Here is a 21,165-nt window from a genome sequence, read left to right as displayed (position 1 = left end):
AGTTGCCGCACGAACCTAGGGGGCTTCGTGAGCGAACTGCTGGAGCGCGGCACGCTGCTGGCCGAGCTTGATCACGCGGTGGCTGAAGATCCGCCGAGGGGACGGGTCGCGCTGGTGACCGGCGAGGCCGGGAGCGGGAAGTCGGCTTTGGTGCGCTCGTTCGCCCGGCGGCAGGAGGGCCGGGCGGAGGTCCTCGTCGGGCTGTGCGATCCGCTGGCACTGTCACGCCCTCTGGGGCCGCTTCACGATATCAACGCCCAGATCGGTGCCGGGCTCGTGGCCATGCCGGCCTTCGACGACCGAGCCGAGGTGTTCGCCGCGTTCCTGGGCGTTCTCGAGCGTGCTCACCGGCGGATCGTCGTCGTGTTCGAAGACGTCCATTGGGCCGACGACGCCACCCTTGACCTGCTGGCGTTCCTCGGCCGGCGGCTCGATCGCACGTCGGCGCTGATCGTGTTGACCTACCGCGACGACGAGCTGGGGGTGCCCCATCCGCTGCACGCGGTGCTGGCCAGCCTGCCCTCGGAGCGCGTGTCCTACCTGCGGTTGCCGCCGCTGTCCCGGTGCGCGGTCAGCGCGCTGAGCCACCCGGCCGGCTACGACGGCGCCGAGTTGTACCGGCTCACCGGCGGGAATCCGCTGCTGATCACCGAACTGCTCGCCGCCGGGAGCGCGATGGACGCGCCGCCCGGGGTCCGCGCGCTGATCCGGGCGAGGCTGGCCGGCCTGAGCGCGGCGGCCCGGGATGCCGTCCGTCTCGTGGCGATCAGCCCGGACGGGGCCGAACCATGGCTGCTCGAAGGCGCGGGGCCGGCCGGCCCCGCGGTACTCGAGGAGTGCCTGTGCGCCGGTTTGCTGTCGAGCATCGGCGGCCGGATCCGGTTCCGGCACGAACTGCTGCGCCGCACGGTGCACGACGCGCTGCCCGCCTTCGCCCGGCGCGAGCTCAACCGCCGAGTTCTCGGCGTGCTCACGTCCCGGCCGTCCGGCCGGGAGGTGAACCCGGCGCGGCTGGTACACCACGCCGGGGAGTGCGGCGACACGGCCGCGGTCCTGCGGTATGCGCGGGCGGCGGTCCGGATGCCCGAGCAGCACCGTGCCGAACTGTTCGAGTCGTTCGCGCTGCACCTGTTGCTCGCCGGTGAGGCCGAACAGGCCGTGGCAGCACGGCAAACGGCGCTAGCCATGCGGGAAACGGCCGGCCAGCAGGAGAAAGTGGGAGAGAACCTGCGCCTGCTGTCCCGCCTGTACTGGTGGACCGGCCGCCGCGAGCGGGCGGAGGCGGCCGCGAGCCGCGCAGTCGAGACACTGGAACCCGGCGGCGACGGCCCGCAACTCGCGCTGGCGTACGGCAATCTTGCGCAGCTCGACGTGCTCGCGCACGCCCCGGCGACCGCGATCGCGTTCGGCCGGAAAGCGATGCGGATGGCGACCCGGCTCGACGATCCGGTGAGTCTGGCTCCCGCGCTGATCGACCTCGGTACCGCACGGCTCGCGGCCGGTGACGCCGCCGGACGTCGTGATCTGAACCAGGGCCACGCGCTCGCGCAGGAGCACGGGCTGATCGAGGACGCCGCGCGCGCGTGGGTGAACCTCGCGGCCGACGGCGTCGCGCGCCACGACCCCCGGCAGGGACCGGCGGACCTCGACCGGGCGTTCGGCTTCGCCACCGGCCACGAACTGCCGGGCATCGTGGCACAGTTGCTCTCGCTTCGCTCGTGGCAGCGGCTGGGCCACGGTGACTGGACCGGCGCGGAAGAAGACGCGCTTGCCGTACTGGTAACGCCTCGGCCGTCCGGCCCGATCGTGCTTCCGGCGTTGTGCGCGCTGGGGCGGCTGCAAGCACGGCGCGGCCAGGCGTCCGCGACCGGACTGCTGCGGGAGGCGGCCGTCCCGGCCTGGAAGATGGGCGAGGTGCAGGGGATCGCGCTGGTCGCCGCCGCCCAGGCCGAACACGCGTGGCTGGGGCGCGGAGGGAACCCGGACACGGCCGAGCTGACCGCCGCTTTCGAGCTGGCGCACCGGGTCGGCCATCCCTGGTACGCGGGCGAGCTGGCGTGGTGGCTGCGCCGCGCCGGCGCGACACCCCCGGTCTCCGATTGGTACGCGGAGCCCTACCGGCTGCTGCTCACCGGGAATTGGCGCGACGCCGCGGAAGTCTGGAGGGAGCTGAGCTGTCCGTACGAGGAGGCCGAGGCCTTGGCCTGCGGCGGAGACGGCGCCGCGACCTTGCGCGCACTGGAGACGTTCGACCGGCTCGGTGCCAAAGCGGCCGCCCGCCGGTTGCGGCACCGGTTGCGGCGGCTCGGCGGTCTGCGAGTACCCCGTGGGCCCCGCCCGGCCACGGTGGCCAACCCGGCCAACCTGACCGCGCGGCAGCTGGAGGTGCTCGCTCTTCTCGCCGAAGGCCTGCGCAACGTCGACATAGCGGCACGGCTGATGCTGTCGGTACGCACGGTCGACCACCACGTAGCCGCGATCCTGGCCAAACTCGCCGTCGATTCCCGCCGCCAAGCCGCAGCCGCCGCCCGCCGGCTCGGCATCGTCGCCGACCACCGGGAGCCGTGCCCCGCCGGGAGAGAGAATTGAGCGGCCCGGCGTCGCTCAAAGTTCATGATCAGCAGCTGAGCGCGCGTACGGCGCTTTGGACCGAAGCGGAGAACACCCTCGACGGCCCTGATCGCATCGGTCGGCGAGCCGCTCGGTAGGGACCACAGCACGATCATCGATAACTCCTCTCCCAGCCGACCCCCGCCTGACGAAGTGACCATTCGAAGCTGCAGTTTCTTGTGCTGTCGGGAAGTCCGCCCAGTTCGTCTGGGTGTAGTTGGCCCACGCGTTGGCGGTGGTGGTGCTGATGCCGAACAGGTCGCTGAGCACGATTGGGCGGGAGCGTGGTGGCCGCTTCGAGCATGGCGGTGTTCCGGGCTGGTGCGACGGGCAGATGGTGTCTGCGCAGGAGGTGGCAGATGCTGCTTGCGCTGCGCGGCAGGTGAGGCGGGTGACCGGGAAACAGGTACCTGGTGCCGGACTCGGTCGATCGCTCCAGCACGAAGTATCGGCGTGGTCGTGCGATCTGTTCCTCGATGAGAAGCCAACATCCTCTGCCAAGGCCGCGGATCCGCCGCCAACTCCGCCGTCTGCTACGCCCTCGGCATCTGCCACGCCGACCCGGTCAAGTGGAACCTGCTGTTCGAACGCTTCCTGGCGCCGGAGCGGGACGGACCGCCGGACATCGACATCGAGTCCGACCGCCGCGAAGAAGCCATCCAGTACGTCTACGCCAAGCACGGCCGGTTTCACGCCGCCCAGGTCGCCAACGTCATCACCTACCGCGCCCCATCCGCGGTCCGCGACGCCGCGAAAGCCCTCGGACACAGCCCCGGCCAGCAGGACGCCTACGGCAAGCTCGTCGACCGCTGGGGCGGCGTCGCCGCAACGAAGCAACAGACGGCCGGCGAGATCCCCGCCGACATCCTCGACCTGGCCGGCCGGATCGAAGACTTCCCCCGCCACCTCGGCATCCACTCCGGCGGCATGGTGATCTCCAAGCAGCCGGTGTCGGAAATCGTCCCAGTCGAATGGGCGACCATGGCCGACCGGTCGATCCTGCAGTGGGACAAGGACGACTGCGCCACCGTCGGACTGGTCAAGTTCGACCTGCTCGGCCTCGGCATGCTCTCGGCACTGCATTACATGATCGACCTCGTCACCGAACACCACGACACCGTCGTGGACATCGGCAAACTCGACCCAGCCGACCCGGCCGTCTACGACATGCTCTGCGCAGCCGACGCGGTCGGCGTGTCCCAGGTCGAGTCCCGAGCCCAGCTTGCCACTCTGCCCCGCCTGCGGCCGCGGACGTTCTACGACCTCGTCGTCGAAGTCGCGCTCATCCGCCCCGGCCTGATCCAGGGCGGGTCGGTACACCCCTACATCCGGCGCCGACGCGGAGAGGAGCAGTGGCAGCACGCCCACCCGCTGCTCGCCGGCTCCCTGGACCGGACACTCGGGGTGCCGCTGTTCCAGGAGCAGGTCATGCAGATGACCGTCGACGTCGCCCCCTTCACCGGCGCCGAAGCCGACCAGCCGCGCCATGGGCGCCAAACGCTCGAGCGCGAAGATGAAGGCCCTGATGGCGCGGTTCTTCGACGGCTGCGCCGCCAACGGCCTCGACCGGGAGTTAGCGACGCGGATCTTCGAACAGATCCACGCCTTCTCCGGCTACGGCTTCCCTGAGGCCCACTCCATGAGCTTCGCGCTGCTGGTCTACACGTCGGCGTGGTTCAAGCGCTACTACCCGGCCGCGTTCTGCGCCGGCCTACTACGCGCCCAGCCGATGGGGTTCTACAGCCCGCAGTCACTGGTCGCCGACGCCCGCCGCCACGGCGTCCTGGTGCGGGAACCCGACATCAACGCCAGCCTCGCCCACGCCACCCTCGAACCCGAACCGGACAGCACCGGCGGCGTCGCGATCCGCTTGGGGTTGGCCGCGGTCCGCCACGTCGGTGCCGACGTCGCTGACGCGATCGTCTCCGAGCGCCAGGCGCACGGTCCGTACACCAGCATCGGCGACCTGACCGGCCGGATCCAGCTGAAGAAAACCGCCGCCGTAGCACTCGCCACCGCCGGCACCTTCACCCGATTCGGCCCCGACCGCCGCCAGGCCCTGTGGGCCGCCGGTGCCGCGGCGACAACCCGGCCCGCACACCTGCCCGGCCTCGCACCAGGCCTGGACGCACCCGCCCTGCCCGGGATGACCCGGTTCGAGGTCACCGCAGCCGACCTGTGGGCCACCAGCGTCTCGCCGGACAGCAACCCGGTCGAGTACTTGCGCGAATACCTCAACAAGCGGGGCGCGCTGACCGCCGCCCAGCTGGCACACGCCGAGGACGGGACACGGGTCTGGGTCGGGGGCGCTGTCACCCACCGCCAGCGGCCCGCCACCGCTGGCGGCATCACCTTCCTCAACCTCGAGGATGAGACCGGTATGGCCAACATCCTCGTCTCGCCCGGGCTTTGGCAACGGCAGCGCCTCATCGCCCGTACCAGCTCAGCGCTGCTGATCCGCGGCCGCGTCCAAACCGCCGAAGGCGTCGTGACCCTCCTGGCCGACCGCCTCGAGGCCATCGACTTATCCATGGTCACCGCGCCATCCCGAGACTTCCGATGACCGCAATACCCGCCGCATGGCTGGCTGCTAACTGTGCGCTGACGGGCGTGACGGCGCGCGGCCAGCGGCATGAGCGGACGTCGGTGTAGCGGTTCGAGTAGATAGTCAAGCTACTGAAAGTAGTACGTCGGCGAGGTTGTTGAGCGGCTATTCTTTGGCCCCGCCGCTTCCCAGAACAGTCGCGAGTGTAGAAGCTGCGTTTTCGCCGATAGCTCCTCGCACTGCCTCGTCAAATCGTTGTGCTCCCACAACATCGCGCAGGGACTGAAGTCGCCACAGATCAAAAACCTTCTCGTGCAGCTGCAGTTGAACGCGCAAGTAGGCGGCGTGCGCGTGACGTGCGACAGCACCAACATGGTCGTTCATCGCTTCAAGGAGAGTTCCAAGCTGACTGACTGTGCGCGCCGTGCTGGCGCGGTTGCCGAGTTCTTCGTTGATGGTGAGGGAGTCGGTGTAGCGGCGTTCGGCTTCGGTGTAGTCACCCCGGTCCTGGGCGATCATGCCGAGCCGATGTTGCCACGGTGCTTGTTGTGCTGGTGTGCTTGCCAGGACAGCGAGTGTGTGCTGGATGAGCGTCAGCTCGTGGTCCCAGGCGCCCACGACATGAAGTCGGCTGGCGATCGCACGACTGATCGCTTCTGCGTCGTCGAGTTGGTTGCCTGCGATGAGGTGGTGGCGCGCTTCCAGCGCGTCGTGCAGGTTCGCGTCGTGGCCTTGAGGCCAGACCTTGATGCGCCAGTTCCAATATTCGGCGGCCTGGCGGTGTCCTTGCTGCAGCTCGTCGTCGTGGGAGCGGCGGTCGAGGGCGGAGGCGGTCCAGCGATGCACGAACACCGTTCCGGCCTCGGAGTCCACGGCCAGCAGACTGGTCGCTACCAGCTCCGCGACGAGGTCGCCAAGGTCGTATGAGGTTGACCGTGGCGGCGTCGGCACAGCTGAGAGCTCTTCAAGGTCGGATTGAATCTGAACCAGGACCTGAGCTGGCAGCTCGCCGATATCGATGTTGGTCGGCGGGATGTGGTGTTGTTCGAGCACGGCCAGGATGCGTTGCTGCGCGTCTTGGCGATCCGGCATGTGTGCGGCGCTCTCGTCGACGTCGCCGATCTGGAACAGCAGCGCATCAAGGCCCACCGGTTCCCGGTAGACGGCCGCGCCGAGCAGCAGTTCGCGTGCACCGGGGTGCTGCTCGAGAGTGCTCACGAGAGCGTCGAGCAGGACGTCATCAGCAATCAGCGTCACCGTCTGCGCCAGTGCAGCGTCGAGAGTGTCAGCAGTCTCGACAGCCTGCGCATCAGGATGGGCTTGGATCGCTTCGGAGAGGCGTGCGGTGACGTCGTGGTAGCGGGCGTGCCCGTGGTCGAGGAGGGCATCGAGGTATTCGAGGCTGCGGGGATGCCCGCCGACCAGCCGCCACACCTTCCCGAGGTCTTCATCGTCCAGCTGGTCCAGCGCCGGCAGCGACCAGATCAGCTTGAACGTCTCGGCCATCGACATCGGCCCGACCAGCGAAGACCGCAGATGCCGGTGTGCGTCGCCCGGCAGGGTGAACTCGTAACGGGAAGTGATCAGCAACCGGCTCCCACCCGGATCCGTTGCCCAGCGCGCCAGCAGCTCCGCGAGCGCGTCGTCGCCGAGCCGGCGGTCGGTGAGGTTGTCCTCGAAGTTGTCGAGCACCAGCAACACCGGCAGCCGGATGAGAACCTGCTCACGCAAGACGGCGAACCGATCCCACCACGGCTCGCTGACCTGGCTGGCGTAGCCGACAGCCCGCAGCAGCTTGTCATAGCCGCCCTGTTGCATGGCCAGGTGACGGCGGAGCGCACTCGTCACCTCGGTGAGTACGACATCCACCGACAGTTCGCGTAGGCAGACCGCTTTCACAGGGAACCGCAGGTGCTGCAGCAGCTCGGCGGCCAAGGTCGTCTTCCCCACGCCGCCGATGCCGTGCAGGACAACCCCGCTGACCGACGGTCCGGCCAGTGCGGCCGGTAAGGCTCGCTGCTCGTGGCGGCGGCCGACGAAGTTGCCGTGCCCACACCACGACAACCCCGCCACCGACGTGCTCTCCCGCTCGCGCAGGGGCTCGCGCTGTGCCGGGTCGAACACGGGCGTCGAGCCGGAGCCGGCCAGGACGGTGACGACGCTCCATTCGTCCAGCTCCGCCAGCTTGCTCTCTCGCGGATGGTCCGAAGCTGCGAGCTGCAGCTGCACGATCCGGCGGGCGTCGGCGACGGCGGCGATCACGTCCGGGATCGAGGACTGGGCGAGTTCTTGGTAGACGCGTGCGAACAGGGCGGTGGCGTACCAGTCGGCCACCGAGGTTTCGGTCCCGATCGCCACGCTCGCCCCGTGCCCCACCAGGCTCGCCGCCAGCGACGGCGCCCCCTCCTCGCCGGGAACGTCGGTGTAGCAGGCTGCCAGGCAGATCACCGGTGGCATCATCCCCGGCGGGATGGCTTCCTCCACCAGCTGTTCCGCGGTCACAGCCCGTGCCGAACCGTCCTCGTCTTCCAGATCGAGCACCCCGGGACCACCATGGCACGACAGGTGCAGAACGTGCGCCGGCGCCTCGTCCAGCGCGGCGCGGATCGCGGCCGTCGTCGCGAACGGCACCACCCGCACGTCTGCATCCCCGGCGCGGGCACCGCGGACCGCAGCGACCACGTTGCGAAGTTCGCGTTCATAATCGAGCTCCGGGCCACCGCCGCGTTCCGGGGCGGAAATCGCGACGAGGATCCGCAATGGCGCCGGAATCTTGCGAACTTTCGGTGCCTGCACCAGACGGAACACGATGACCAGCGGGCACAAGGCCAGCGGCCGCAACGACACAGGGTCCGGCAGCGCCTCCCACGGCAGTCCCGGCCAGCCCGGCGCATCGACACCGATGCGTACAGGGACGTGTTCTGCCGTGGCGCGCCGCAGCATTCGCGCCAGCGCGTCCGCGACCGACGCAGGCAGGAACGACTCCGCCAGCAACCGCCCGGCTCGGCGCAGCGACACCGCTCCGGCCGATGTGGCTCGTTCTGTATCGGGCGCGATCGTGCGGCCCGCGGCACCGACGCGGGCCCGGGCCCGGCGCACGTCCCCCAGCGCCGCAGCCAGCCCGAGGTTGATTCCGCGATGCGGTGCGGCGACTTTGGTACCAGGGCCCGTCAGCTGTACCTCGGTTTCCGTCACCGACAGGATCAAGTCCACAGCTTCGCCCAGATCCGGCGCACCCTCCGCCGACACGGCAGCAATGCCGGCGAGAAGGTTCTCGACATCTTCGGTGCGGGCCGCCCACACCGAATGCTGCAACCAGCCATCCGCCGCGTTGTAGCGCGCCGACACGACCCCGACCACCCGGTCGTCGGAGATCCGGCGGACCGGGGCGCCGCTCATGCCCTTCATGACGTCCTTCGCCGACAACCGCCCCAGCGGCACCTGCCGGTCCCGGGTCGTCCCACCCGCCCAGCGCCCGGGTGCGTCGAGGTGCCCGTACTCGTGTCCTGGGTCGTTCACCTCGACGACCCCAGTGACCACGACCGGATCGTTTAGCGGCGCCCAGTCGGTCGCGAACCACCCGGCCGCCGACCCGGACAACGGCTGCGCCAGCCGCAGCACGGCCAGATCGTGCAGCGGATCGATCCGGATGACTTCTGCCGCAGTGGGCTCGCTCACGCCGTTGAGCGGGTCGACGCTGACGCTGTCGTGTTCAGCACTGCGGCCGAGACCGTCCAGGACGTGCCACGCCGTAACCACGACACCCGGCGACACCTGGAAGCACGTGCCGAACGCTTCGCCCGCGTCCGTGAGCACCCGGCCCAGATAGGCGGGAATGCGGGGGTTCCTTCGGCACCGGACTACTCCGCGTCCTGGGGCTCGTAGGTCAGTTTCACCTTCAACGTCGCATCCACCGACCCGCCCGCGACGATCACATTGCCTTTGGCCGAAAACCCCAGGCCGAACTCGACTTCCAGCTTCGCCGGACGTGTCGCCTCCGCCGCCAGCTTGCCCAGCACCTCAACCGTGGAAGCCGCCGCGCCCACGATCACCTCATGTGCTCGAGTGAACGCGTCCAACGCCTTTGCGCCGGCATTGCTCGACTTCGACGTCGGCTCCGTCCCCGCCACCGACACCGCCGCCACCAGCACGTCGACCCCACCGAAACGCATCGGCACCACCTGACCAGCCACGACGGCTCCTCCTTCCGGCTACCGCACACAGTCGCTTCCCCCACCCGAACTGTTACGCAACGTGCCCATCACCGCTCGCCGCTATGACCGACCCGCATCCGCTCTTCGGCATGACAGGGCGTTGGCAGCGCGCGCGTAACGGGTGCACGTGAGCTGGCGACTTTCCGCGGAGCGGTCATGTTGGGTGACGCAGGATTTGAGGGTTTGCTGGCGTGGATGCTGTGGTGGTGTTTGAGCCTGAACTTGGGATGAATCCTGCGGCGTTTGTGTCGGCATGGAGTGCTGACGTGGAGGCTGCGAAGTTGGGGGAAGCGGTGGTGCGGCCAGCAGGCCGAGGTGAGTTCGGATTCGAGTGGGTGGAATGGGTGGCCATTCCACTGGCGGTGAACTTGGCGAGCAGCGCGGTGTATGACGTGGTGAAGCGAGTGGTGTCGAAGCTGCGGACCCGCGACGGAGTGACAGCCAGGCCGCCTGATGCCCTGCCCTCTGCTGCTCCAGCAACGATTGGCCTGGAGTGGGAAGTGGTGGCGACAGTGACGGCTGAGGGTGCGCCGTTGGTGATTGTCCGGGCGTCGACCGGGTCGCGATGACGGTTCCGGTGGCGGATGCGAGGGACCGCGCGGCGATGATCCAACTGCGGGAGCAACAGGCTCGGGCTGATGGGTCGCTGGTAGTACGGGTGGTCTACCCGGACGGCTCAGAGTATGAAGTCGAGGTCGTTGACCCCGCGTCAGAGGCAGATGAGCAGCTGCTGGCGTGGTACTTCGAGCGGCATCTGCGGTTCCCGTTCCTGGATTGGGACAAGCGCGCCGCGGCAGTGAAGCTACTCGACCGGTACGGCCGCGAGCTGTTTGAACAAGTGTTTGCCGGTGAGCCGGGCGAGGGGTACCGGACATTCCGGAAGGGGGGGTTCGACGGGTGCCGGATCGAGGTGACCGGTGGCACCAGGATGCACCGGTTGCATTGGGAAGCGTTGGTCGACCCCGCGTTGGAGTCCCCGGTGGCGCTGCGGGTCCCGATGACCCGAAGAGTAGACAGCAACCCCGTGCGGTTCACGCTGCCCGGTGCGCAGCCGACATTGAACATCCTGGTGGTGACGGCGCGTCCGGATGGTGCGCACGATGTGGGGTACCGGACGGTCTCGCGGCCGTTGGTGAACGCGATACACCAGTCTTCGTTACCGGTCAGGATCGACCTTGTACGACCCGGCACCTGGCAGGCGATACGTGAGTACCTGGCCGTGACGCGGGATCGGCATGGCACGGGCTGGTATCAGCTAATCCACTTCGATCTGCACGGCGCCTTCGCCGACCACGCAGCGATTGCCGCCGGACACGCGAACGGCCAATACCTGTTCGCCGGCCGCGAGGAGTTTGAGGGTAAGCGCGGGTTCTTGTTCTTCGAGACAGGTGCCACGGGTACTGCGGACCCGCGGTCGGCGGAGGAGATCGCGAGTCTGCTGGCCGAGCATCGGGTGCCGATGGCAGTGCTGAACGCGTGCCAGTCGGCGATGTCAACGGCAACCGAGGCCGCGCTGGCCCAGCAATTGGTGCACGCCGGCGTGCCGGTCGTGGTCGGCATGGCGTACTCAGTGACGGTGACGGCTGCGGAGCTGGCGATGCCGCAGCTGTATCGGCGGCTGGTCGAGCACGAAGACCCGGATGTGGCGCTGCAGGCCATGCGCCGTGCCCTGCGCGACAGCCCGGATCGGCGTGGGTATTTCGATCAGACGCTGCCGCTGCAGGACTGGGTGCTGCCCGTAGTGTTCCAGCAACAACCTGTACGGATGAAGTTAAGGGAGATGACCGGTCCGGAAACCGAAGCGTTCTATTCTCGCCAGGACCGGGTCGATCGGGAACCGGAGCCGGAGTACGGGTTCCTCGGCCGTGACCTCGACATCCAGGCGATCGAACATGCCCTGCTCGTTGACGACGCCCGCAACCATCTGCTTGTGCGGGGTATGGCCGGTGCTGGGAAATCCACGTTGTTGCGTCATGTGGGCTGGTGGTGGCAGCGCACCGGACTTGTCGATCAGGTCTACACGTTCAGCTTCGAGGAGCGGGCCTGGACGGCGAACCAGATCGTCCGCGCTATCGCCCAGCAGTTATGGGGTCCGGTCGAGTTCGCGCGGTGGAACACGCTATCGGAAACCGCTGGCCGCGCCCAGGTCGCGCAAGCGTTGCGGGCGTCGCGGCATCTGCTGGTGATCGACAACGCCGAGTCCATCACCGCCGGCCCCGCCGCCATCCCGCACGCCCTCAACCAGGACGAGCGCGACCAGTTGCGCGCCTGGATCCGGCGGCTGCGGGGCGGCCGCACCCTGGTCATCTGGGGATCCCGGGAAGCCGAAACCTGGGTCGCTGCGGACAGCTTCGCCGACAACATCCACCAGCTGGGCGGACTGGATCCCCAAGCGGCGTCCGCGCTAACTGACCGCATCCTGAACCGCTACAACGTCACCCACTACCGCGACGACGACCAGCACCGCGACGCTCTGAGCCGGATCATCAAACTTCTCGAGGGCTACCCCCTCCCGCTGGAAGTCGTCCTCCCCGCCCTGGCCACTACGCCACCAGCCACGGTACTGGAGGAACTCACTGCCGGCGGTCACACGGCGGATCCCACCGGGTTGATCCAGGCCGCCATCGAATACAGCCACGGCAAACTCGACCCCGCCCTCCAACATTCCCTGCTCCTCCTCGCCCCCTTCACCACCACCATCCCCAGCGGGAACATCATCAACGACTATCAGGGTCTGCTCGCCGATCTCGAACCCGACGACGATCCCTGGGGACCGCTCGACCTGCCCGCCGCACTCGCCGCCACGACCGATCTCGGCCTAGCCATCCCTCACCCTGATATCCGGCCCTTCGCTCAGATCGTCCCCGTTTGCCGTACTTCTTACGGCAACGAGTCCGCGATCACCCTCGCTGGAAAGACGCCACCGATCTCGCGCACTACCGACTGTATGCCCAGCTCGGACCCGCTTTGCTCAGCATGCTCACCGGCACCGAACCCGAGCAACGACGCACTGGACAAGCGGCCACCGCCGCCAGCTACGCCAATCTGACCGCTGCGAGCGCCTACGCCGCCGGCCACGGTCTCCCCGCGCTCCCCGCGCTCAGAGCCGTCGAGGAACTGCTCGACCAGACGCAGCAGCACAGAGCCCGCCTGAAGTCGATGAACGACATCATCACGACCATCACCAAGACCACACCCGATTCCACCGAACTCGCCGAACTCGAACACCTCGCCGGTATGGCAGCACAGCACCTGCGACGGTTTGCCGATGCCGAACGGCACCTCCAGCAGGCCCTCAGCCAAAGGCTGAAGTTCAACGACCGGCACGGCGCCGTGAGCACTTACCACCATCTCGGCGTGGTGGCACAGGAACAGAGGCGGTTCGAGGAGGCCGAACGCCACTACCAGCAGGCCCTCGACCTGTCCCTGGAGTTCAACGACCGGCACAGCGCCGCGATGACCTACGGTCAGCTCGGCTTGCTGGCGCAGAAGCAGAGGCGGTTCGAGGAGGCCGAACGCCACTACCAGCAGTCTCTCGACCTGAAGCTGGAGTTTAAGGACCGGCACGGCGCCGCGGGCACTTACCATCAGCTCGGCGTAGTGGCGCAGGAGCAGGGGAGGCGCGAGGAGGCCGAACGCCACTACCAGCAGGCCCTCGACTTGTTCCTGGAGTTCAACGACCGGCACGGCGCCGCAGACACCTACCATAATCTCGGCATGGTGGCACAGGAGCAGGGGCAGTTCGAGGAGGCCGAACGCCACTACCAGCAGGCCCTCGACCTGTCCCTGGAGTTCAACGACCGGCACAGCGCCGCGATAACCTACGGTCAGCTCGGCGTGGTAGCGCAGAAGCAGGGGCGGTTCGAGGAGGCCGAACGCCACTACCAGCAGTCTCTCGACCTGAAGCTGGAGTTCAACGACCGGCACGCCGCCGCAGACGCCTACCATAATCTCGGCGTAGTGGCGCAGGAGCAGGGGAGGCGCGAGGAGGCCGAACGCCACTACCAGCAGGCCCTCGACCTGTTCCTGGAGTTCAACGACCGGCACGCCGCCGCGATAACCTACGGTCAGCTCGGCGTGGTAGCGCAGGAGCAGGGGCGGTTCGAGGAGGCCGAACGCCACTACCAGCAGTCTCTCGACCTGAAGCTGGAGTTCAAGGACCGGCACGGCGCCGCAGACGCCTACCATAATCTCGGCGTAGTGGCGCAGGAGCAGGGGCGGTTCGAGGAGGCCGAACGCCACTACCAGCAGGCCCTCGAAGCCTACTGCAACGCCGGAGATCATCAGCGTGCGTCCGCGGTTACGACATCGTTGAGCAAACTATTGGCGGAGACCGAACGCCATGACGATGCCTTCGCCATGGCCATCGACGCCGCCGCAAGCTGGCACCACCTGACCGGCCAGTTCGATCCCGCCGACCTAGCGCTCATTGCCGCAGAGCGGGAACACGTCAGCGACCACACCGTCCAACAAGCCCTCAACAGACTAGACAAGCCGATTCCAGATCAACTAGCTGAGGCAATCTCTCCCGGGAGATGATCTAGCAAACTAGCGCCACCTTCCGAATGAGCATGAGCGATGCGCTACGTCCTCAATTCGGCATGTGAGGACGTCGCGACGCTCGATCAGCGGCATGAGCGGGTGTTGCGCCGCGCGAGACCCGGAGTCATGGGCTGTATCCGCTGGGCAATTGATAGAGTCTGCGTAAGTCCTAGATGTAGCCCAAGTTAAGCGGCACGTTTCGGTTCGTCGGTACTCGATAGAGCGCTACGACGAGCTTGTTCATCAATCGGCCGCCCTGATCAATTGGGGGCACCGAAGACGGTTCGGTCACCATTTGCGGCCTGTCACATCTTTCCATGCTGCAACAACCCAGTGGCGGAGATCCCCGTGCGGGTCGAGCGGTTCGATTCGGGCCGGCTCCCCAAGTCGCCCCAAGGCCACTCAATCGCTAAGCAGCACCGTTTATGGACGCCTGAGTAAACGGGAAACGCGAGGCCACAACTCGTCGAAATCGGAGTCCCACATCAGGATCTCGACGTTGACTATGTCGGGTAGTATCAGTTCGCGCTCCTCAAACGCTCTCAGCCTGTCCCCTAGGAGGATAAGTAGTACCATGCTTTGCGCTGGCAGGCTGTAGAGCCATTTCGTCAAGGGTGTAATATGGCGGTACTCGCCAATGCGCACTTGTGCACGCGTCTCGACAATAACTCTTTTCTCGCCATACTCTACGAGGGCGTCGACACGTGGAGATGGTGATTGCGTTTCGGAAAGATCGGACGCGTAGCCTCGATTTCCGTTGGAGAGCACAGCATCGAGCACCACTCGGACGTCGGGTTTAGTTGAGGCTTCCTGCGTCAGCAACTCCAAAACATGCGACTCGAATGCCGCAAACGCAGTGCGCCGCAAGGCTGACAGCTGTCTCAGTACGGCGAGCCCCGAGTTGCGCACCGCAGCCGTGTCCTCCGTCGACAGTTCCGCGCCACCCGCCACCCGCTGCGCAGAGGTCAGTAGGTCTGTCAGCGAACGTGCTGTAGCTTGATCGAGAACGCCGCGCCGCAGCAGTATCTCTATGAGATTGTCGGGAGTGCGCCCTCGAGGCGAGAGCGGGAAAATGAGTTCACCCAACAGTTCCTCGATATGCGTTTCCAGTTCAACAATATCCTCAATTCGAGCGACGTCAAGATTTGGAACAGGAACGAACGGTTCACGATTATGCTGGACGGTCATGGCCGTCGGATCAGCCTCGGCGTCAGTGTCGCGATACTTGGCCACGATGTCGCTATTCAAGCCGGTCAGGTTCGAGCGAAGTTCCCTTAGTGACTCGGCAACCTTCCCTGTTGTCAAGCGGTCAAAGTACTGAAATGTTGTCATCAGGGAAGTGCGGGTGATGACGTGGCCCAACAAGAAGCCGAGAGGGCCGAAAAAAGCAATCAGCACACCCGCGACCGCATTGCTCGACGAATGGCCACCAAGGCCAGCTGCCAGTTGATCGGTGAGCTTTCCGTAATTTGACACGATTGCCCCGAACTGGACCAGGCCGATACCGACGATGATCTTAGTGAGCCAGTCTGAGATCTGTTCAAGATTTGTGTTTACGGAGTAGCTGCCGCGACTTGTCTTGTTGTCCCCTTGGGTAGACCTCGGCACGCCAAATATGAAGCCCATGAGGAGCCCAATCGTCAGTGCGGCGAGCGCTACGAGTACGCCGAAGGTGGCGATCCCGGCGGATCCGTCAACTGCGATTCCGTACCCGATAGTCGCGAGAAGGCCGAGCCCCAGCAGCGCAAATGCGCTTTGGACGAGCCGCTGGTACCGCCGAACCTCGGGATCCTCGGAGCGGGGCTGACGCGATCGACGCTCGCGACCTAACACAGGGCCTCCTACATGCGTACTTCGTCTACGTCGCCAGCAGCACACTTGCCGTTACGATCGGCACCTTGGATGCCGGGGATAAGTCTCTCGATGTACACCATGTCGAGCTTGAGTGATCGCTGCAACGGACAATGCCCCCACCGCAGAGCTGTCGTCCAGTAGCTTCGCCGCGTCGGCAAAGGTCAAACCCGTGGCCATGGACCCTCCGCTCTACCGCGAGTGGCCGAGTCACCCGTCGACCTGTGATAGCAGGTCTGCGGGGGACCGACGAAAACTTGTCACTCGTCCGCACTCACATCGGCATGTATGCGCGTCGCGGCAGCGCGATCAGCGGCATTGCAGATGCCGGCGAGGGTTGCTGGCAAAGTGTCGACCAGCGAACGAAGGAAGCAGGCAGCCACGCGCCGAGCCGCGGTCGAGGGGGTAGCGGCCTAACTAGCCGATGAGGACGCGGATGTCTACAACATTGCCGATGCCGCCGTCCGAGAGGACGTGGAGATGGCTACTCTAAGCCTAACCGCGCTGGCGGCAGCAGCTGTCACGACCCTCGCCGAGGCGACGGGCCGTACGCCGTTGGAGGCTTTGCGCTCGATCGACCGCGAACGACGTTGACGAACTCCGGGCAGAGCATCAGTCCAGGCGCTGGCGTACCTGCCGGAAGTCACCCGACTCAGGCCTCGGAACATTCGACTCGCCGCCGTCATCGCGAATTGGACTCGGTCGACGTGCCGCCAGATCGTGTCGGAGCTATCAACCGTGGCCACGTCTGCCCGCTACGTCACCTTGGGCTATCTGCTCGTCGGCAGAAGCGGACGTTCATGTCCGCGGGCAAGTTCATGCCAGACGATGACTGCTCGGGGTCGCCCAGCGGTGGGCAAGGAAACCCCGCCAGATGCCGGCCAGCCGCGCTTCACGGCGCTGGAGGTCAAGGTCGAAACGCGAGATTCGGCCGTCGTCAGTACCAGGAGACGGGCATACCGATGTTGACAGGGCCGCCGTGGCGGGTGCACATGATCGTGCTGTCGAAGGTCCCTACTGGTGATTACGGTACGGGGCGGAGTTACAGACCTGCTTCATGGCCTCGATCACGGATGACGGGGGAAGCTTGCTCTGCCGACAGGATCCAGACGTCGATCCGGTCGGGTGAGCACCTGATCGCTTCGATCAGCGCTTCGACGGCGTTCAGCTTGCCCGCGCTCACGTGCGCCTGAAGTTCACGTGCCGACACCTCTTGGTAGGTCATGGTCAGTTGCCACCAGAACCTCATGAGGTATCGGCATTCGTCCTGTTCTCGGTCATCCGCGAGCCGTTCCTCTATCACGGCTTGCACGCGCCGACGCTGTGCCCCGTCACGGAAGCCACTACTGAGGTCGGTCAGGTTCACGCTCGGAAGTTACCAAGAGAACACGTTGATGGCTGACATATTTAGTGGTCAGGCGGCGCCGCCTGCGGCGTTCGTTTCGCTGCCCTCCGAGCGTTCTCAGCTCGTGTCGCACGCCCCGCTCTGTCGGTCACCACGCGGTGTCGACGGCTGCAAGCGCGTCAGCGAAGTCCACCAACCTCAGCCGCAGTTCAGCGACGTGGACGTAGCTCAGCTCAACCGTGCGGTCACGGACCCTGGTGGCGGCGTCGACGACTGGGCCGTCGATCGTGATCCAGCCGCCCTCGGCGTGCGGGCGTGCCCATCGGCCGAGGTCGACGTTCACTCGGCCGATGTGGTCGAGGTACGGGGGGGGCGTCGAGTACTTGGCCGAGGGCGGCGATCACCGGTTCGAGGTCGGTGATCTCGAACCCGAAGCCTCGCTCTGACGGCGCCGCATCGACGTCCAGCTCCGGCAGCGTGACCTCGTCCTGCCCGGGTCCAGCAGACCTGGCTGCGCCTGCGCCGGCAGCCGCACTATCGGCGGGCGCTGGTCGGCGAAGGCAAGTCCGGTCGGTGAACATCTCGACGACCCGGTCCCCCATGTCCGGGGTCGGCCTCAGCAATACGCCCACGATGTCCCCCGTTCGCCTCCGGCTCGGCCTGTTCTGACGTTCAGTGTCAGGAAGACCAGCCACACAACGGAGCAAACCTCCGGCAACCACCCGAACGGGTGCAGCCCATCGGACAGGTTTTCGGGACGGGTCAGTCGTAAATCCCCTCGACCGTCCATTGTGGCTTCTGGTCCAGTGTGACGGCCAAGATCAGTGCTCTGTCGCGGTCGGCGGTCGCGTCGGCGAGGACTACCTGCACCCGGGCCACCCCCCGTCGGATCCCCGGCTTGCGGTGTGGGGCGGTACAGCCAGGGACCAGACCAGCTGATCACCGGCAACGAAGCCTCATCGCCGACCGCGACCGCGGCTGGCGGCCCGGTCAGCTCGCCTCGAGCCGTGCACCCGACAGTGCACCCGGCGGCGTCCCGGACCGCGGCCTGGATCGTGCGTCGAGGGGTGGTCGCCGGAGACGGCACCGGGAGACGTCCCGGCCATGGCGCGTCCGCGGTCAGGGTGGCCCGGGGATCGCCCTAGGGAATGAGCCGTGCGCGGTCGGCTGGTGTGCGGCCACCGTCCAGCAGCGGGGTGAGGACGGCTTCGGGGCCGAGCAGGCCCTGGATCCGGACCATCGCCCGGCTGGCCCGCTCTGCGGCGTCGGCGTCGCGGCCCATCGCGCCCAGCTGCAGCTGCAGCTGCAGGGCCTCTCCCCCGACCAGCTCCTCGGGCGCCAGCCGCAGCCGGATGATGCCGGAATTGGGCCGGTCCCCGGGTGCTGCGGTGAGCCAGCCTTCGCACTGCCACCGGACCCGATCCGCGGTCGCCCGCGCGGTCAGCGGTTCTGCGCAGCGCCAGACCCGCACCCGCTCCTCCCCTGACTCGGCCATCGCCACGATCGCCAGCCGCGTGCACGCCATGCCGTGGCGGGCCAGGCCGGAGAAGAACCGTTCCCCGAGCGTTTTCGCGATGAACGCCGCCTCGTCGATCCGCTCCAGCGGTGTCTCGAACTGCTCCAGAACTTCCAGCTCCGGTGGCAGGGCGCGCCGCAACGGCGGTCGCTGTGACAACCCCCGGGCCAGCCGGTGCGCCAGGATCGCGTCACGCCCGAACCGACCGGCGACGTCCCGCTCCGCGACCGCAGCGAACGCGCCCAGCGTCCGCAACCCGAGCCGGCCCAGCAAGCCGACCAGCTCGCCGCGCTCCTCCCCCGGCTGGTCCAGCTCCGCGACCGGCAACGGCGCCAAGAACGCCGCCGAGCCGCCCGGTGCAATGAAGGTGGCGCGGCGGGCGGCGAGGGTCGCGGCGAACAGGCCGTCGGCGATCCCGACCTGGCATTCCACCCCGGCGTTCGCCGACACCTCGTCCAGCAGCCGCTCCGCCAGCGCTTCCTCGCCGCCGAAGTAGCCGGCTGCCCCGCCGACCGGGACGGCGACGATGCCGGGGCGCACGACCTCGACGCCGACTGCGTGCTGCTCGACCGCGGCCGCGACCGGTTCGAACACCCGGGCGTCCCGGTCCGGGTCGTGCTGGTGCACAACGAGCCCTGGGCATCGGGATTGCGCGTCGCGGGGCCGCAGCCCACGCCCGACACCACTGTGACGGGCCGCGGCGGAGCAGGCCACGACCCGGTTCGCCGAGAACACCGCCGCCGGGACCAACGGTGGCGTTCCCGTAGCGGCGCCGGCGGCGACGACCGGCCAGTCGGGACACCACAGCACCAGCAGCCGCGGCGCGTCGTTCACCCCGCCACCTCCACCAAGGACCGGGAGGCGCGGGGGTTCGCTCGCGGCGACCACTCCGCCGGCGCCCGGCAGCTGCAAAGGCGTCGAGTGCGGGCGCGTGGCGGCGCCGCGGCCGCGGCTACTGGCCACGACATCGCACGTCTGCAGGTAGCCATGACCGTCCGGGGCGGTGCCGCGCCAGGTGTGGCCGGACAGGCGCAGTTCGACGTCGGCGCCGGGCCATGGCCCGGCGATGACCAGCACGGTGCCGCGGGTGCGCAGGCGTCCGGCCAGCCGCCGCGCCAGCTGCGGCTGTGCCCCGCGGCACACCGTCGGACCCAGCACGACCAGGTCGAAGCCGTCGACCAGCGCCGAGAGCACCGCCACCAGCTCCGCACCCGCCTCGGGGACCAGCGCGATCCGGTCCAGATCGACGCCAAGCTCGGCGGCCGCGGCCACTCCGAGGTAGGGCATGCCGGCGATCGCGGCCCACGAGCCCTTTTGGGTCGCTTCGTCCAGCAAGGCCAGGACCAGCGACGTCGACCCGAGCACCGAGACCGTGCTCCCCCGCCGCAGCCCACCGCCGGGCAGCAAGCCGGCCACGGTCGGCAGGACCGGAAAGGCCTCGGCCGGCCCCGTCTGGTCGGGGCTGGGTTGTCGTAGCTGGGAGGCCGTGCGGACACCGGCGATCGCGGTCAGCTCCGCAAGCGCTTCCGGCACTGCCACTGCCGCTCACCTCCAGCACCACGAGCCCGCACCGGAGACACCCGCGCACCACACCCGCGGGCGAACCCGACCACTCTCATCGAACACCTGTTCGGAGGATGCGAGAGTGACGCCGGTCTGTCAAGCCACGCCGCCCGACGTCACTCACTCAGGCGAGAAAGATCGGCGCAGCGCGGTCGAGGCGACACCGACGGTCGCCGATCAGGTCATTGACCAGCGTAAACACAGCGGGACTGGGCTGATCGGGTTGCCGTCGGAGCACACCGTTGGCGTCGGGACGGAGGCTCCGTATGGTCGGTCAGGACGGCGCATCGCGGGTCCCGGCGTGAGTGGAGCCGATGCTGGCTAAGGCCGACGGCGGCCGCCTGCGCAGCGGCCCCGAGTGGGCGTATGAGTACAAGCTCGACGGCTACCGCGCGGCCATGCGCATCGGCGTCGACGGCACCACCGTGCTCACCAGCCGCAACAACATCGACTTCACCGCCGAGTTCGCCGACCTCGCCGGCGTCCTCGCCCCGGCGCTCGACGGGCAGGCCGCTTACCTGGACGGGGAAGTCGTCGTCTACGGCGAGGACGGCCGGATCGATTTCGAGCTCATGCAGGAACGCCGCGGCCGCTACATCAAGCACCACAGCTCCCTGCGCCGAGACGAGCCCTTCGACGACATCGCCGTACGCTTCCTGGCCTTCGACCTGCTCCGCCTCGGCGACCGCGACCTGCTCAAGCAGCCGTATGACGAACGCCGCCGGCTCCTGGAGAGCTTGCCGATGCCCGACCCGTACCGCGTCTCCGTGGTCCGCGCGGTCACGTTCGACGAGCTGGCCGCCGACCGCCGCAGCCCGGCCGACTTCCTGGCGCACGCCGCGGCCGCCGGTTACGAAGGCGTCGTCGCGAAGCTACGCAACTCCACCTACGTCCCCGGGCGGCGACCGGACTCCTGACTCAAGCACCCGTTCATCCAGACCCAGGAAGTAATCATCTGCGGGTGGCGGACCCGGGCAGC

At 67.6% G+C, this 21,165-nt stretch carries 11 protein-coding genes and 2 pseudogenes; 6 read left to right on the top strand and 7 right to left on the bottom strand.

Annotation, left to right across the window (positions count from 1 at the left end):
* The first annotated feature begins 27 nt into the window (after positions 1-27).
* Positions 28-2,589, top strand: coding sequence for an ATP-binding protein (locus ACIOD2_RS49580; protein ID WP_400553089.1), 2,562 nt, complete (start codon positions 28-30; stop codon positions 2,587-2,589).
* A 501-nt stretch (positions 2,590-3,090) separates the two neighbouring features.
* Positions 3,091-5,173 (top strand): annotated as a pseudogene (locus ACIOD2_RS49575) (error-prone DNA polymerase); the annotation flags it as partial.
* Between the two features lie 147 nt (positions 5,174-5,320).
* Here the strand turns inward: ACIOD2_RS49575 and ACIOD2_RS49570 are convergent.
* Both ACIOD2_RS49570 and ACIOD2_RS49565 read right to left on the bottom strand, forming a co-directional pair.
* Entirely contained in the window at positions 5,321-8,971 is a 3,651-nt protein-coding gene (locus ACIOD2_RS49570) for a CHAT domain-containing protein (protein ID WP_400553088.1), read from the bottom strand.
* Positions 8,972-9,015: 44 nt separating this feature from the next.
* On the bottom strand, positions 9,016-9,348 hold the full coding sequence (locus ACIOD2_RS49565; RefSeq protein WP_400553087.1) for a CU044_2847 family protein: 333 nt from the start codon (positions 9,346-9,348) through the stop codon (positions 9,016-9,018).
* A gap of 212 nt (positions 9,349-9,560) precedes the next feature.
* Between ACIOD2_RS49565 and ACIOD2_RS49560 the strand changes: the two genes are divergently transcribed.
* The 3 genes from ACIOD2_RS49560 to ACIOD2_RS49550 are packed head-to-tail and all read left to right on the top strand — an operon-like array spanning position 9,561 to position 13,908.
* On the top strand, positions 9,561-9,938 hold the full coding sequence (locus ACIOD2_RS49560) for a hypothetical protein (RefSeq protein ID WP_400553086.1): 378 nt from the start codon (positions 9,561-9,563) through the stop codon (positions 9,936-9,938).
* On the top strand, positions 9,935-12,418 hold the full coding sequence (locus tag ACIOD2_RS49555; protein ID WP_400553085.1) for a CHAT domain-containing protein: 2,484 nt from the start codon (positions 9,935-9,937) through the stop codon (positions 12,416-12,418). Before ACIOD2_RS49560 ends, ACIOD2_RS49555 begins: the two co-directional genes overlap by 4 nt.
* The gene (locus tag ACIOD2_RS49550) at positions 12,346-13,908 is read left to right on the top strand and encodes a tetratricopeptide repeat protein (RefSeq protein ID WP_400553084.1); all 1,563 of its coding nucleotides are present in this window, start codon (positions 12,346-12,348) and stop codon (positions 13,906-13,908) included. The genes ACIOD2_RS49555 and ACIOD2_RS49550 overlap by 73 nt, the downstream gene beginning before the upstream one ends.
* Positions 13,909-14,334: 426 nt before the next feature.
* Here ACIOD2_RS49550 and ACIOD2_RS49545 read toward each other — a convergent pair whose 3' ends face one another.
* The 5 genes and pseudogenes from ACIOD2_RS49545 to ACIOD2_RS49525 form a co-directional block, all read right to left on the bottom strand.
* Entirely contained in the window at positions 14,335-15,744 is a 1,410-nt protein-coding gene (locus ACIOD2_RS49545) for a hypothetical protein (RefSeq protein ID WP_400553083.1), read from the bottom strand.
* 1,060 nt (positions 15,745-16,804) lie between these two features.
* A complete protein-coding gene (locus tag ACIOD2_RS49540) occupies positions 16,805-17,128 on the bottom strand; it encodes a hypothetical protein (protein ID WP_400553082.1) in 324 nt (107 codons plus the stop codon).
* A 127-nt stretch (positions 17,129-17,255) separates the two neighbouring features.
* Entirely contained in the window at positions 17,256-17,450 is a 195-nt protein-coding gene (locus ACIOD2_RS49535; RefSeq protein ID WP_400553081.1) for a hypothetical protein, read from the bottom strand.
* Between the two features lie 798 nt (positions 17,451-18,248).
* A complete protein-coding gene (locus tag ACIOD2_RS49530; RefSeq protein WP_400553169.1) occupies positions 18,249-19,337 on the bottom strand; it encodes a hypothetical protein in 1,089 nt (362 codons plus the stop codon).
* A 150-nt stretch (positions 19,338-19,487) separates the two neighbouring features.
* Positions 19,488-20,162, bottom strand: a pseudogene (locus tag ACIOD2_RS49525) (hypothetical protein); the annotation flags it as partial.
* Between the two features lie 338 nt (positions 20,163-20,500).
* On the opposite strand from ACIOD2_RS49525, the gene ACIOD2_RS49520 reads away from it, so the two are divergent.
* A complete protein-coding gene (locus ACIOD2_RS49520) occupies positions 20,501-21,103 on the top strand; it encodes a hypothetical protein (protein WP_400553080.1) in 603 nt (200 codons plus the stop codon).
* Positions 21,104-21,165: the final 62 nt, after the last annotated feature.

Origin of the sequence: Amycolatopsis sp. NPDC088138 (assembly GCF_044741685.1) — a bacterium.
Lineage (GTDB): Bacteria > Actinomycetota > Actinomycetes > Mycobacteriales > Pseudonocardiaceae > Amycolatopsis.
This window is presented reverse-complemented; position numbering and strand designations above follow the sequence as displayed.

Bases quoted from the DNA above. Each gene is read 5' to 3' on its own strand.
- ACIOD2_RS49555 (WP_400553085.1), top strand. From the start codon at position 9,935: ATGACGGTTCCGGTGGCGGATGCGAGGGACCGCGCGGCGATGATCCAA.
- ACIOD2_RS49550 (WP_400553084.1), top strand. From the start codon at position 12,346: ATGCTCACCGGCACCGAACCCGAGCAACGACGCACTGGACAAGCGGCC.
- ACIOD2_RS49520 (WP_400553080.1), top strand. From the start codon at position 20,501: ATGCTGGCTAAGGCCGACGGCGGCCGCCTGCGCAGCGGCCCCGAGTGG.